Origin of the sequence: Psychrobacter sp. UBA6291 (genome assembly GCF_002439405.1) — a bacterium.
Taxonomy (GTDB): domain Bacteria; phylum Pseudomonadota; class Gammaproteobacteria; order Pseudomonadales; family Moraxellaceae; genus Psychrobacter; species Psychrobacter faecalis.
This window is the reverse complement of sequence record NZ_DJUD01000069.1, coordinates 1-14,116: the sequence shown is the minus strand read 5'-3', so window position 1 is coordinate 14,116 and position 14,116 is coordinate 1. Positions and strand designations below refer to the sequence as shown.

Here is a 14,116-nt window from a genome sequence, read left to right as displayed (position 1 = left end):
AATATTGAAATACAGGTAGCATGCAACTTTATAAAAAACGATTGAGGATACTTGATGCGTGCTATGGCGTCACAAAAAGATAAGATTGTCCTATCTATCAACTCTCTACAAGGCGCGGGTGCCGAGCGATTTGTTTTAACAATAGGGGCAGCTTTTCATCAATTAGGCTTTGATGTTCATGTATTGCGATTTAATGCTAAAGTAGAGTTTACGTTAGATGAAAACTTAACTTATCATTTAATAGACTACGAGCGTTATCGTTGGTTACCAAAAGGTAAGATACGCTATTCAGTTATTGCCAAAAAAGTAGACAACTATATTCTTAAGAATATTGGTCAGCCTACTTTGCTTTTATCTAATCTGGAGCGTTCAGACAGTATTTTTTGTTATAGTAAGCTGCCAAATATTATTTATGTTATCCATAATACGTTATCGTTATATTATAAGTTTAATGAAACAGATAGTGATAATTTGAAGTTAACACTAAGAGATAGATATTCAAAACATCCTTGCGTGTGTGTAAGCGAGGGTGTTAAAGAAGATTTTGTAAGATATTTTGGTGAGAGTAACCCAGTAACTGCTATTCATAACCCAATTGATAGAGATGGTATTCAGAATTTAGCTGAAGCTTTTATTCCAGAGTATCAAGACTATATCATTCACGTTGGTAGCTTTAAGGAAGCAAAGCGCCACGATATTCTATTAAAAGCTTATGCGCAGACAGATCAGTCTTTGCCATTGTTATTAGCGGGTCAAGGTAAGCTTAAAGGTGAAATAGAACAATTAATTATAGATCTCGATTTGTCAGATAAAGTTGTTCTTCTCGGGTTTTGTGAAAATGTATTTCCTTATATTAAACATGCTAGATTTAAAGTATTAACCTCTAATTGGGAAGGGTTCGCTTTAGTTATTGCAGAATCTCTAGCGTTATCTACACCTGTAGTTAGTACCGATTGTCAATCTGGACCCAAAGAGTTACTACCAAAAAAGAATTTGATGCCAACAGATGATATCACCCTTATCAGTGAGAAGTTAAACCAAGCTATGAAAGACTCACAACAATTCTCTGCTCCTTTTAATGAAGCACTTCTACCTATTCCCATCGCTAGAAAATATTTAGCGTTTGCAGAAAGCTTTGCTAAACAAACATAGGCTAAGTAATGAGTATTTAACCGTGTTTAGGGTAAGCTCTTAACTCAAAAAAACTTACCCAACCTTTTCTGGTATTTTCAAAATTAGGATATACTCTAGACAATAGTTATTTATTTAATAAAATACCGATAGCTATAACAATTAACAATACGATACCGCCTATAAATCTATTACGCTGTCGTATTTTTTGCCGCTTAAGCTTGGTATGACCACGGCTGGCCTGATATTGCTCAATATAAATATCACCATCATAGTCTTTATCGAATATTTTTATATAACCGGGATTGAGTGCTTCTACGGTTAAGGTGTCGCCAAGCTTCTCCATAGCGACATCCAAACTGTCTTGATCTACTTGAGTTTGTTTGCCGTCTACTTGTTCGGTTATCCATTGTTCTACTAAAGCCATAGTATTGGCAGTATTGCTAAAAAACATAGTACTAGCCAGATAGTCGTGCGACATGCCCGGCAGTCCTTTAGTCTTATAAAATGCGACATCAGCATCAATAGTATTAAAATAATCTAAAGGTTTTTTGACCAGTGCATCGGCATCTAAATATAAAATATTTTTATTAGGGAATTTTTTTAGACATTCTAAAATGAAGTGTGGTTTGATACGAGTATTTGCCTCCCAGTAACCCGCATCTTCCACTTCTTTAAAGTAGTAATTGAGGTTAAATTCATCGAGCGATTGCTTTAGATTTAAAGCATGACTGCGATAACTGTCGGTATAAAAACAACATACGATAAAGCTATCCGGTGCACTGATTTTTTCAAAGAATAATGGAGTTGAAGCTGAAGTCATGGAAAGCTCTGTAAATTTAATAATAAAACACGAATGGTGAGATTTTCTGGCGCTATATTAGATAAGTATTTCAAATATATCCAGTAGTATTAGTAACTGATTTTAATCTAACCACCACTCAGAGTTTTTACTTTTATGTAAAGAGCGCATAGTAGAAAAAGCACTGTTGTTTTTTTGAAGCTTGTCAAAAACGGATAATAGCATTGTCGTCGCTAGCTTATCGGACCCATAAAAACTCTCATAACGCTTACGCATGTTTTTTAAAGTATCATCAGAGCCAATACGAAAATAAGTCAAGCCGTCGTATAAAGGAATGTCATTCCGATAAAATGCCTCAATATTGTCGTCGAGCAGGGGCAAAGATTCAGAATTAGCAGGTTGTAGCAAAAACTGTTTAGTTTCATAAATTCTTAAAGTATTCACAAGCGTAGTGATGTTCATCAAAATAGCAGCCCTGATGCTATCGGTTGAATGATCAACAAAGGTGTCACAGGCAGAAACAACCCAGCGTAAAGACAAATGCTCTAACAGATAGTCTGTTTCTGTATTCCATAACTGCTCAAACTCAGAAAAAATTTCTTTGGGCTTATAATTGCGACGTAGTAATACTACGAGTGTGGCATGATAAAAACAAAGCTCTGACTGCCCGATAAACTGATGTTTTAAATTCTCCAAATGAGCAGTTAAATCATTGGTTCGCGGTTTATGCGTTAAGGCTGAAGCATCGCACATAGCATCTGTGATTAGAGAGGCTTTCATCTCATCAAGGCTTTTATTCATAAAGGTTTTGACGATTTTTCCCGCATTTAATTGTTTTTCACTTTTAAACAGTAAAATCGCTTTTCTTCGCCATCCACTCGGTGCTGTCATTTAATACAAACCCTATTCGTAAATGTTTATATATTGATTGAAGCGTGTATCTGACCAAAAATTTTTATCTACTAATTCATTTAAAAAATAGCAATTAATCTAGTGCACTAAATAGACCCTGAGAGACTGGTGAATGATTTACAACAGGCACGTTATTTTCTTTATAAATCTTACCTAGCAGGTTAAAAGACGGCACAATCCGATCAGTGATTGCCTTATCTAATTTACAAGGCGCGCTATCGCCTTTACTCTCATAAAATCGAGGTTGGTTATTATTCAATAAATCAATCCCATATAAGTGAATCGTGCCAGCATGACGTGAATAAGCCAACTGGGCGGCGACGTAAGCTACTGTTCCTGCCTCTATAAACCCATATGTCATATCTAAAGATAGGCCGATAGGCGCAGGCTGATGCTGCGTATCTATAACAAAGTTAGGTTGATTGGCCAATAATGCTAGCGGTATCTTTTTATTATGTGAGAGTGTTTTTGTTAAAAGTCTACCAAACCAAGACTTATTTGTTTTTACGCTCCAAGCTCGATCGGCAGGATAGATAATACGCATTGCATTATGGTATTTGCTTATCATGCTGGGGTGTGAGATTGCTAATGCCTCAAACACTGCTAGAGTTGCATACAAAGGCTGGCCTGTGTAGTACTTGTTTAAAATATCTGGTTGATGTTTGACGAAGCGCGCATCACTAACGACATAACCGACAACATTGGTAAAATTGTATTGAGCCATTAGGCTAATACTGCCATTCACAAAAATAGTTGCCGTATCTACTAAGTTCGCAAATGCTAAATCTGCAATCGATGGCCCAGAAGCAATGATATTGACTGCTTGCTGGTGAAGGTTTTGCTCAGCTTCTCTTGCATCAAAAGCAGAAATACCAACACTCTGATTGTCAATATTAAAAGTGGCGCTAGGAGGTAATTCCATGTTGAGTTCCAGATGTTTCTATAACTTAGTTACACCCAATACTCTTGCAACCAAGGGCTAGGCTTCACATGACGATACCATTTACCGCCGCCACCTTTGATGGCGTCTGGTGGATTAATCTCACCATGAAAGATAACAATTTTTGCGCCTTCAGGTAACGTCGGTGCACGTACAAAATTCAACGGAGTAGGCGCCATACACTGATATTTAAAACTGACACACCAGTTTTTATCCCAGTACTCTAAATGGTGATGCTCACGTAAATAATTAGATAAATACGCTTGCTCATGACGAACCTGCGTACGAATGGTTTCAAAGTTGCGCTCAAAGTTTGCGAGCAAATCAGGATAGGTACCCATACCGATATTAAAGCGATAAACCGAGCTATTGCCAATCATGCGCCAGGGCTTTTTCCAGTCACGAATAATGACCACGCTGTCTTCATACTCAGCTTTATAAGTGAAAAAAGCATCAATGTTATCGACGATAACAATATCGATGTCTAAGAATAAGGCGACACCTTTTAAATCATATAACTCTGGCTTAAAAGTGGTCAATTTTTTCCAGCCACGTTCAGGGCCTGCTGGTAAATCCATTTCTGGAATGGGATAACAAGCAACTGCAGGGTCGATGCCAGTACTATCATCGGTTAGGCAAACCATTTGAAAATCTAAGGTCAAATGACGACTGACCATATTATAAAGACGGTTGACGTATTCAGGACCATATTTATCACCCCATTTCATACAAATAATATAACGCTGCTCGGCAGTGCTAGGATCGGTTTGTAGTTGCTCGGTCGATGAAAGGCTGGTTACGTCAGTCGCCATAATGTACTCATATTAAAGTCAAGGAAGGTTTGTTCAGTCATTAGTCAGCCAAAAAATATCCTAATAAATAACCGCTTGCTCATATTAGCATAGCTATCATTGACGATATTTCTAGATGCTTAACTGATTGTACGAATGTTGCTTATTAGAATTAAAATTCAGAATTATTCGACATTTGCTTATTATCATGTAAGGCATGTTTTTGGATATTACCGTTGATAAAATCAGCCAAAGCTTTTTCGTCAGCCCTATAAGGGTTGTCTAATAAAGGGATTTGTTTAAAACGGCGATAACCCCACATATAATGACTGTAATGAGCTTCAATCATATGCTGCATGGCAATATTGAGCGCATGAGCAGCAGTTTCGGTATTACGATCATAGAGCGCTGGATCGTCTAATTTATAACAATAAATATCAAAACCCTGCCTGTCGTCACGGCGTATGCAGGATAAGCCAACCAAGGCACACTTGGTTTTGCTTGCCAGTTTTGACGCCAATGTGCTGGTTAAAGTTTCAATACCAAAAAAGGGCACAATTACGCCACCTGAAGGTTCAGGAACGTGATCAGGCAACACGATGCTAAAACCGCCTTGTTTTAAGGTTTTAAAAACCGCTTTGACGCCACTACCATCGGTCGGAACCAGTGTGGCATTAAGACGCGAGCGACCTTGCAAGACAAAATCGTTAGTCAGCTCACCTTTAACAGGCTTATACATAATCGTTGGCGCGCCAAACTGATTAAGCCACGCGTTCATCATCTCCCACGTACCGAGATGTGGGACAATCGCTAGCATACCATTGGGATTGGCAAGCCCTTCTAATAAATACTCTTTATTATGAACGTCACGAATCTGGGCAATGCTCCACTGCGGTGGCATCGCCCAGCTTTTGATAGATTCGATACTGGTTAAACACTGATGATAAATAATGTCTTTGGTTAATGCGCGTTTTTGATGAGCAGATAACGACGGCGCAATCAGCGCCATATTGATACGCACAGTGCGCATGATACTAGCATTTGGTAGGCGTAATATTACCCAGGCAACAAAACGTGCCAGCATCTGTAAAACAGACAGCGGCACGAATTTGAAGAGATGGTACGGATTCATGACCATTCACACAGTGATGAATCGCATAACGGGTAATGCAAACAATATCTGCGCATGACTAAACCAATTATTGTGCAGGTTTATTGGTATCAGGCTGGGCCTTTTCGCGTACACGGATACCAAGTTCACGTAGCTGTTTGCTATCTACCGGAGCAGGCGCTTGCGTCAATGGGTCTTCAGCAGTTTTGGTTTTAGGGAAGGCGATCACGTCACGGATAGAGCTTGCGCCGACCATTAGCATAATGAGGCGATCCAAACCAAATGCTAAACCACCATGCGGAGGCGCACCGAATTTTAGAGCATCAAGTAAGAAGCTAAATTTCTCTTCGGCCTCAGCCTCATCGATACCTAGCGCTTCAAATACCGCTTTTTGCATCTCAAGGGTATTGATACGTAAGCTACCACCGCCGATTTCAGTACCATTTAACACCATATCATAAGCGATAGAAAGCGCTGATTCAGGATTGGTTTTTAATTCTTCAACAGAGCCTTTTGGCTTAGTAAACGGATGGTGCATTGACGTCCATCGGCCATCATCCGTTTCTTCAAACATTGGGAAGTCAGTCACCCAAAGAGGCGCCCATTCACAGGTCAGCATCTCTAAGTCTAGACCAATTTTTTGACGTAGTGCGCCGATGGCATCGTTGACGACACTGGCTTTATCAGCACCGAAGAAGATAATATCATTACTCTCGGCACCCGTACGCTCAATCAAGCTCGCTAGGATGTCATCGGTCATGTTTTTAATGATAGGCGACTGTAGACCAGATTCTTTATCCACGCCGTTGTTGATGTTATTGGCGTCGTTGACTTTAATATAAGCCAAACCACGCGCACCATAGATGCTCACAAACTTGGTATAAGCATCGATTTGCTTACGACTGAGCGACGCGCCGCCAGGAATACGTAGAGCAGCAACGCGGCCTTTAGGGTCGTTGGCAGGACCGGCAAAGACTTTAAAATCAACGTCTTTCATTAAATCAGCAACGTCGACCAATTTTAATGGAATACGTAGGTCAGGCTTGTCTGAGGCATAGTCGCGCATGGCTTCCGCGTAAGTCATACGTGGGAAATCTTCAAACTCCACATCCATCATGGTTTTAAATAGATGCTTAATCAAACCTTCGTTGATATTCATGATTTCTTCTTCATTTAAGAAAGAAGTCTCAATATCGACTTGGGTGAATTCAGGCTGACGGTCAGCACGTAAGTCTTCGTCACGGAAACACTTAGCGATTTGATAATAACGATCAAATCCTGACACCATTAACAACTGTTTAAATAGCTGTGGTGACTGCGGCAGGGCAAAGAAGTTACCCGGACGGGTGCGTGAAGGCACTAGATAATCACGTGCGCCTTCTGGTGTGGCACGAGTCAAGATAGGGGTTTCAACGTCTAAGAAACCATGGTCGTCTAAATAACGACGAATCGTTGAGGTGGCTTTAGCACGGAAAACCATACGCTCTTGCATTTGCGGACGACGCATATCAAGGTAGCGATATTTTAAACGCAGATCTTCTGATACCGTGGTTTTCTCATCATTTAATGGGAAAGGCGGGGTTTCAGATTTTGCCAATACTTCAATCTCTTTACCCAATAGCTCAATCTGACCACTGGTCATATTAGCGTTTTCAGTGCCTTCGTAACGACGGCGAACGCGACCGGTAATTTTTAAAACATATTCAGGACGTACCGCATCAGCAGTCGCGAACGCTTCTGGGGTGTCAGGGTCAACGACAACTTGTAAGATGCCTGCGCGGTCACGCATGTCTAAGAAAATCACACCACCGTGATCGCGACGACGATGTACCCAGCCTACGATGCTAATGGTTTGCTCAAGTAAGCTTTCGGTTACAGCGCCGCAATATTCGTCTCGGTATTCGCTATGCGTCATAGTGCTTTGCGTCATAATATAATTATCCAGTTGTCAGCCCAATTCGAAATACAATAATGCAGCCGCTAGCGTGTAATATAAGCGCCGTGCCTTTGAGCATTTAGCTAAAAAAGCACGAATAACGCGATATAAGACAAATGGTCATCACGTTGGCTGCAGAAAATTTGGTGTAAACGCATATTATGCCTAATCTGCCTTTGTTATACAACCTGTGGCGTCCAATCAGTAGTGTTCAAACGAAGGGTAGGGACGTATCAGTAGAGGTGGTATTTATGCAGTAGTATTTGTCTTGGGTTAAATATTATCATTTTGCTTGAAAATACTAGTCACTGTGCGCATATCAAGCTAACTTATTAAACCGTATTAAAACCCCTTCAATTATTTATTAAAATTATTTATTTCAACTATCAAGGAATCCTGCTCATGCTTTTTCATCCTTCTAAAAATCCTGTTGAGCTAAGAGTTATCCATCTCAATAAAAGCCAAGAGCAACGTCGTGAAGATCTGATGGAGGCGACGCAAGGAAAAGCGGCGCTTAAACAACTTAAAAAAACCATGGCGAAAAAAGCCAAGCAAGCATTAAAAGTAAAAAATAAGAGTAAAAACAAAAAGAATAATAGCGATGAGAAGCAGCAAGTTTTTGTGCTTGATTTTGATGGCGATATCAAAGCCACGGCGGTGAAGCATTTACGCGAAGAAATCAGCACGCTCATCAGTACTGCCAATAAAGGCGATGAAGTCGTCGTACGCTTAGAATCAGGAGGCGGTTTGGTTCATGGCTATGGTTTGGCAGCGGCACAATTAGCACGTTTAAAAGACGCGGGTCTAAAACTCACCGTCTGTGTCGATAAAGTCGCGGCCAGTGGCGGTTATATGATGGCTTGTGTCGCCGACAATATCGTTGCCGCACCCTTTGCGATAATTGGTTCAATCGGTGTGGTCTCGCAATTACCAAACTTCCATAAATGGCTCAAAAATCACGACGTCGATTACGAGATGTTCACCGCAGGCGACTATAAGCGCACCGTGACCGTGTTTGGTGAAAATGACGCCGAAGACCGCGCCAAATACCAAGAAGAGCTGGAGCAGACGCACGAGTTATTTAAGCACTTCGTTAATACCTATCGTCCAACACTGGATGTTGCGAAAGTCGCCACTGGTGAGCATTGGTATGGAGAAGATGCATTGAAACTTAACTTAATTGATAGCTTGCAAACCTCTGACAGTTATATTTTAGAGCGTATGGAAAATAATGAAGTGTACGCGCTGCATTCACGTCAAAAGCCAACGCTTGCCGAAAAATTGGGTTTATCACAAGCCGCAGAAGCAACACTCAGCATGGCGATTGATAAGTTACCAGATGCATTGGCACGTTTTGATTTAGACACTCGCTTAAATATCCTAAAATAAGTTTAAATATCATTAGGTTAATTGATAGCTAGCGTTCTAGTATTTCAACAGCGAATCGTGCATTGTTTGCATTTTGTAAAAGGCGTGTCCTAGCGGGTCGCGCCTTTTTTGCTGTTTAATCGCAAATGCTGTGTTATAAATGGGGCAGATAAAACAGAGTATACGCACGTACACTATAAAGTCTCATTAATCTTTTTATGAAATCTCGATATATAAATTATTGATATATAGAATCTTGATGTGAATTTTATGAGCCATTAATCATCAGTAAAGAAAAGGATGTCAACTATGTCTACCGACACATTAATGTTTACCGCCAGCGAACATGGTCAAGCCATGCATACCAAAGTCAAAGAATTTATCGAAACCCAAATCGAACCAATAGAAGCACAGTTTTGGGCGGATTGCCATGCGCAAAATCCAGATGGTAATTGGAAAAATTGGCGCTGGCCAGAAAAGTACGAGAGCCTACGTAAACAAGCGCGTGAAGCGGGTTTATGGAATTTATTTTTACCTGATGATAAGCTTGGCGCTGGGCTGTCGGTTACTGATTATGCACCGATTGCCGAGCTCACCGGTCGCAGTTTGCTCGCGCCTTATGTCTTTAACTGTAATGCCCCTGATAGCGGTAATATGGAGCTGTTATGGCGTTATGGCTCACAGGAGCAGCAAGACAAGTGGCTGACGCCGATATTAGAAGGTAAAACGCGTTCGGTATTTTGTATGACTGAGCCTGATGTGGCGTCAAGTGATGCAACCAATATGCAAGCGACTGCTGTCGTCGATGGCGATGAGATTGTGATCAATGGTAGCAAGTGGTGGTCATCGGGTCTTGGTGACCCTGCGGTCGATGTTTTGATTGTCATGGCGTATACTCCTGATGAGAATAAAGACCGTCACCATCAGCATTCGATGGTCTTGGTGCCAGCAAAAACCGCAGGCGTTAACATCGAGCGTATGTTAAAGGTATTTGGTGATTACGATGCACCGCACGGTCATGGCGAAGTCAGCTTTAACAATGTACGTGTGCCATCTGATAACTTTATCGGTGGGCCTGGTATGGGCTTTGAGATTGCGCAAGGTCGCTTAGGACCGGGTCGTATTCACCATTGCATGCGCTGTATTGGTGCTGCTGAGAAGTCTCTTGAGCTCGCGGTTAAGCGTGGTATGCAGCGTACCGCGTTTGGTAAGCCACTACTGCAATTAGGGGGTAACTTTGAGCGTATTGCTGACGCCCGTATCAAAATTGATCAAGCGCGTTTATTGACACTATACGCGGCGCAAAAAATGGACGCGAAGGGGACCAAAGCGGCCCTAAGTGAAATCTCTGCCATTAAAGTGGTTGCGCCGACTGTCTTGCAAGAAGTGGTTGATATGGCGATTCAAATTCACGGTGGCATGGGTGTTTGTCAAGATACGATGTTGCCTGCTTTCTTTGCCCAAGCTCGCGCACTACGTTTAGCCGATGGTCCTGATGAAGTGCATAAAACCATGATTGCCAAATTAGAATTAAAACGTCAAGGTTTTAGCCGCTCGTCTAAACCTGCTAAATCTTAAAAAGTCGGCTACATTGTCATTTAAATTATATGACCAAAAATTCACTATCAATGATTTGATAGTGAATTTTTAACTCTTAAGCTTTTATAAACAACAAGTAACTGGTAAAAAACAAACGACCACACGATAAGGAATGTCTTATGGCAACTGAACATCATGCCAACCATACTGATGCTGACAATCAAACCGTTAATAAAGTCCTAGATAAAGGCGGCGAAGTGCGCGAGGGCGAAGAGCTTGACGCCAAAGCGGTCAGCAACTGGCTACGCGAGCAAGGCGTTGATATAAAAGGCGAGCCGACCGTTACCCAGTTCTCAGGTGGCGCTTCAAACTGGACTTACCGGCTGCAATATGAAGGCGAAGGTGACAGCCAAGATTTGATCTTACGCCGTCCGCCAAAAGGCACCAAGGCCAAATCGGCACATGATATGGTGCGCGAATATACCGTGCAAAAAGCTTTAAAGGACGCTTATCCGTATGTACCGAAAATGGTCGCGCTCTGTACTGATGAAGACGTTATTGGCGCAGATTTTTATGTCATGGAGCGAATGGAAGGTATCATTCCGCGGGCTAACTTGCCAAAAGGCGTTGATTTAAACGAAGCGCAAACACGCGAGTTATGTACCAATGTCATCGATGCTTTGATTGAGTTGCATGAAGTCGATTATACCAAGCACCCTGATTTGGTAAATCTTGGTCGCGGCGAAGGGTATTGTGAGCGCCAAGTGACGGGCTGGGATAAGCGTTATGTCAAAGCCAAAACGCCCAATGTGCCAAGCTTTGCCTTGGTAAGACAATGGCTTGGCAAGCACACACCTGCCGATAGTAAAACTTGTGTTATCCATAATGATTGGCGCTTTGATAATGTGATTTTGGCGGCTGATGATCCGACCAAGGTCATCGGTGTGCTCGATTGGGAAATGGCTACCTTAGGCGACCCTTTGATGGATTTAGGCAGCGCGTTAGCGTATTGGATTGAAGAAGATGACAACATCATCATGCAGCAATCTCGCCGTCAGCCAACGCATTTAAAAGGCATGATGACCCGTGATGAAGTGGTAACCTATTATCTTGAAAAGACGGGCCTTAAGATAGACAACTGGACGTTTTATGAAGTGTTTGGACTATTTCGCCTAGCCAGTATCGTGCAGCAGATTTATTATCGTTATTATAATAAACAAACCAGCAATCCAGCTTTTAAGAACTTTTGGATTATCGTCCATGTCTTACATGCTAAATGTCTCAAGCTGATTGCTCAGTATGAAGGTGAGGCTTTATTTATAAGCCACGTGCAACCGCATCTGCAAGATATGGGCGTCGATGCGTCGATGATCGAGCAACTGCCAAGTCCGATTCAAACGGTTATCAAGGGCATTTTACCAAAAAGCTATTTTGGACAAAGTCATTCTAAAGCTAAAGAATAAGCGCTTTAAACGCATAGTAAATGCACAAATTTATAGCCGTTGATTCAATCTAAAAAACTTAGAAAAGTACGATTAATAAGGCAGTTTTTTATGACAACCATACTTTTAGCGCGTCATGGTCAAGCGTCATTTGGGCAAGAGGATTATGACCAGCTCTCAGAGCTTGGTAGTATGCAGGCGCAAATGCTGGGTCAGCATTATGCAATGACCCAGCGCCGAATCGATGCGATTTTTAGCGGTAGTTTGGTTAGGCAGCAAGATTCTGCGCGCCATTTTTGGCAAAGTTATCAATCATCTTTTGGCGAGAGTAACGAAAAACCAAGCGTAACTGCTATCAATCTAGATGAGCCTGATAGCTATGTACTGCCGCAATTTGATGAGTTTAATCATAAAGATGTACTGATAAAATCCAATCCTGCTTTTGCTAGTCGTGTGGGAATTGCTGCTGAGATTGCTAAAGCAGAGGTGCCAGTCACACGGCTGGCAGAGTTGTTTGACGACGCGATGCAGCGTTGGCATGCGGGCGAAAACGACAGTGATTATATCGAAAGCTGGCTACAGTTTAATGAGCGTGCCAAGCAAGCGCTTGAGCAGGTTCGTCAACAAGTTGCCAATTTGCAGTTAGGCGTTGATAGTACGGTGTTGGTATTTACCTCAGGTGGTATCATCGCTGCGATTACCGCCCAGTTGTTGCAACAAGGCAGCTCGACCGCGTATCAAATCAATAAAAGCTTGGTCAACACTGGCGTGACATCGCTGACACTTAAAAATGAACGGAGTCGCCTGTTGTCTTTGAACGAATACAGTCATTTATTTGCTGAAGGTAAACGCTTTGTGACTTGGCGCTAAAAAAGTAATAAATGAAATCTTAAAGCAATAATTAAGAAGCTACTTAAAAACATCATAAAGCGGTTACTGTAAATAGGTAGCCGCTTTCTTACATGAGCTTTCATTACTATCTTTAAATTAGTTTAATTCTATGCTGCTTTAGGTTGCTTGCGTGTTTGCTTTAGGCTATAACTGCTAAACTTACTCTGTAGATTTACGCTATGATAGACAATCGACGTCATTTATATGGATACCAACAGGATGGTTTATGAAAAATAAATTAATAAACTTAGTGACCAGTAGCGCTAACCACCATAAAAATCAGTTATTTAGTGCCATTCAGCCGGCGCGTTATCTTAAAGGTTTAAATAAGCAGCAGGTTGGGCATGGCAAAACGATTTTAATCACTGGCGCAAGCTCTGGATTGGGCGAGGGTATGGCAAGACTCTTTGCAAAACTTGGTTATAATCTTGCCATTTGCGCTCGCCGTGCAGATCGTTTAGAAAATTTAAAAACCGAGCTATTAGCGCAGTATCCTGATATTCGTATTGAATACCGTGTTTTGGATGTCAGTGATTACGATGCGATATTCGAGGTGTTTGATGCGTTCGCAGCGGATTTTGGTTATATTGATCGCGTGGTGGTCAATGCGGGCGTCGGTGATAGCCGCCGCATTGGCAAAGGGCGCTTTGATACCAATCGCAAAACCGTCGAGATTAACTTCATCTCAGCGCTTGCCCAATGTGAAGCGGCGATGAATATTTTCCGAGCCCAAAATAGCGGTCATCTGGTGGTGATATCTAGTATGTCAGCGATGCGCGGCCTGCCTAAGCATTTAACCGCTTACGGCGCAAGTAAAGCGGGTTTAGCGCATCTTGCAGAAGGTATCCGTGCCGATATGCTATTGACCAAATTGCCGATTAAGGTGTCGACTATTTATCCAGGTTATGTGCGCACCGAAATCAATGAAAATGCCAAACCTTTACCGTTTGAAGTAGATGCAGAAACAGGCACCAAAGCAATCGTCGCTGCGATTGAGGCGGAAGTAGACGAAGCTTGCGTGCCAAGTTTGCCATGGTCGATTGTCGGTCAAGCGATGAAGCATTTGCCATTACAAGTGGTTAATAGAGTCAGCTGATAGCGGTTGTGTTGTTATTAATTTTAAAACTAATCAAGAAAAATTAACGCAACAAAAAGCCCGCTACATTTTATATAGCGGGCTTTTATTTTTTAAAACTTATACCAAACCCAAAATATATAGTATAATCTACTGATGACCATACCAATACATAACC

12 protein-coding genes are annotated in these 14,116 nt (G+C 41.7%); 6 read left to right on the top strand and 6 right to left on the bottom strand.

All coding sequences use genetic code 11. The features are described from left to right. Nucleotides 1-54: 54 nt before the first annotated feature. Nucleotides 55-1,152 carry a glycosyltransferase gene (locus B3R91_RS11445; protein WP_223808507.1) on the top strand — a complete coding sequence of 366 codons (1,098 nt, stop codon included), beginning with the start codon at nt 55-57 and terminating at the stop codon, nt 1,150-1,152. 106 nt (nt 1,153-1,258) lie between these two features. Here B3R91_RS11445 and B3R91_RS11440 read toward each other — a convergent pair whose 3' ends face one another. The 6 genes from B3R91_RS11440 to aspS all read right to left on the bottom strand — a co-directional run bounded on the left by B3R91_RS11440 (nt 1,259) and on the right by aspS (nt 7,602). Next, nucleotides 1,259-1,954 carry a putative nucleotide-diphospho-sugar transferase gene (locus B3R91_RS11440; RefSeq protein ID WP_144296933.1) on the bottom strand — a complete coding sequence of 232 codons (696 nt, stop codon included), beginning with the start codon at nt 1,952-1,954 and terminating at the stop codon, nt 1,259-1,261. Nucleotides 1,955-2,056: 102 nt separating this feature from the next. Beyond that, entirely contained in the window at nt 2,057-2,824 is a 768-nt protein-coding gene (locus B3R91_RS11435; RefSeq protein ID WP_144296934.1) for a hypothetical protein, read from the bottom strand. Between the two features lie 94 nt (nt 2,825-2,918). Beyond that, nucleotides 2,919-3,767: a hypothetical protein gene (locus B3R91_RS11430; protein ID WP_286797719.1), complete on the bottom strand. Its 849-nt coding sequence runs from the start codon at nt 3,765-3,767 to the stop codon at nt 2,919-2,921. A 29-nt stretch (nt 3,768-3,796) separates the two neighbouring features. Continuing rightward, nucleotides 3,797-4,597, bottom strand: coding sequence for a glycosyltransferase (locus tag B3R91_RS11425; protein ID WP_286797718.1), 801 nt, complete (start codon nt 4,595-4,597; stop codon nt 3,797-3,799). A gap of 151 nt (nt 4,598-4,748) precedes the next feature. Next, nucleotides 4,749-5,708 carry a lysophospholipid acyltransferase family protein gene (locus tag B3R91_RS11420; protein WP_286797717.1) on the bottom strand — a complete coding sequence of 320 codons (960 nt, stop codon included), beginning with the start codon at nt 5,706-5,708 and terminating at the stop codon, nt 4,749-4,751. 67 nt (nt 5,709-5,775) lie between these two features. Next, the gene (gene aspS, locus B3R91_RS11415; protein WP_286797777.1) at nt 5,776-7,602 is read right to left on the bottom strand and encodes an aspartate--tRNA ligase; all 1,827 of its coding nucleotides are present in this window, start codon (nt 7,600-7,602) and stop codon (nt 5,776-5,778) included. 417 nt (nt 7,603-8,019) lie between these two features. Here aspS and sohB point away from each other — a divergent pair, with 417 nt between their 5' ends. The 5 genes from sohB (at nt 8,020) to B3R91_RS11390 (ending at nt 13,959) form a co-directional block, all read left to right on the top strand. Then, on the top strand, nt 8,020-9,012 hold the full coding sequence (sohB, locus tag B3R91_RS11410; protein WP_349681545.1) for a protease SohB: 993 nt from the start codon (nt 8,020-8,022) through the stop codon (nt 9,010-9,012). Nucleotides 9,013-9,318: 306 nt separating this feature from the next. Further along, complete coding sequence (locus B3R91_RS11405; RefSeq protein WP_286797775.1) at nt 9,319-10,569, top strand: acyl-CoA dehydrogenase family protein; 1,251 nt, start codon at nt 9,319-9,321, stop codon at nt 10,567-10,569. Nucleotides 10,570-10,709: 140 nt separating this feature from the next. Then, complete coding sequence (locus B3R91_RS11400) at nt 10,710-11,993, top strand: phosphotransferase family protein (protein ID WP_286797713.1); 1,284 nt, start codon at nt 10,710-10,712, stop codon at nt 11,991-11,993. Between the two features lie 90 nt (nt 11,994-12,083). Next, nucleotides 12,084-12,842, top strand: coding sequence for a histidine phosphatase family protein (locus tag B3R91_RS11395; RefSeq protein WP_286797712.1), 759 nt, complete (start codon nt 12,084-12,086; stop codon nt 12,840-12,842). Nucleotides 12,843-13,089: 247 nt separating this feature from the next. Next, nucleotides 13,090-13,959 carry an SDR family oxidoreductase gene (locus B3R91_RS11390; protein WP_286797711.1) on the top strand — a complete coding sequence of 290 codons (870 nt, stop codon included), beginning with the start codon at nt 13,090-13,092 and terminating at the stop codon, nt 13,957-13,959. Nucleotides 13,960-14,116 lie beyond the last annotated feature (157 nt).

Bases quoted from the DNA above. Each gene is read 5' to 3' on its own strand.
- B3R91_RS11445 (WP_223808507.1), top strand. From the start codon at position 55: ATGCGTGCTATGGCGTCACAAAAAGATAAGATTGTCCTATCTATCAAC.
- B3R91_RS11440 (WP_144296933.1), bottom strand. From the start codon at position 1,954: ATGACTTCAGCTTCAACTCCATTATTCTTTGAAAAAATCAGTGCACCG.
- B3R91_RS11435 (WP_144296934.1), bottom strand. From the start codon at position 2,824: ATGACAGCACCGAGTGGATGGCGAAGAAAAGCGATTTTACTGTTTAAA.
- B3R91_RS11430 (WP_286797719.1), bottom strand. From the start codon at position 3,767: ATGGAATTACCTCCTAGCGCCACTTTTAATATTGACAATCAGAGTGTT.
- B3R91_RS11425 (WP_286797718.1), bottom strand. From the start codon at position 4,597: ATGGCGACTGACGTAACCAGCCTTTCATCGACCGAGCAACTACAAACC.
- B3R91_RS11420 (WP_286797717.1), bottom strand. From the start codon at position 5,708: ATGAATCCGTACCATCTCTTCAAATTCGTGCCGCTGTCTGTTTTACAG.
- aspS (WP_286797777.1), bottom strand. From the start codon at position 7,602: ATGACGCATAGCGAATACCGAGACGAATATTGCGGCGCTGTAACCGAA.
- B3R91_RS11405 (WP_286797775.1), top strand. From the start codon at position 9,319: ATGTTTACCGCCAGCGAACATGGTCAAGCCATGCATACCAAAGTCAAA.
- B3R91_RS11400 (WP_286797713.1), top strand. From the start codon at position 10,710: ATGGCAACTGAACATCATGCCAACCATACTGATGCTGACAATCAAACC.
- B3R91_RS11395 (WP_286797712.1), top strand. From the start codon at position 12,084: ATGACAACCATACTTTTAGCGCGTCATGGTCAAGCGTCATTTGGGCAA.
- B3R91_RS11390 (WP_286797711.1), top strand. From the start codon at position 13,090: ATGAAAAATAAATTAATAAACTTAGTGACCAGTAGCGCTAACCACCAT.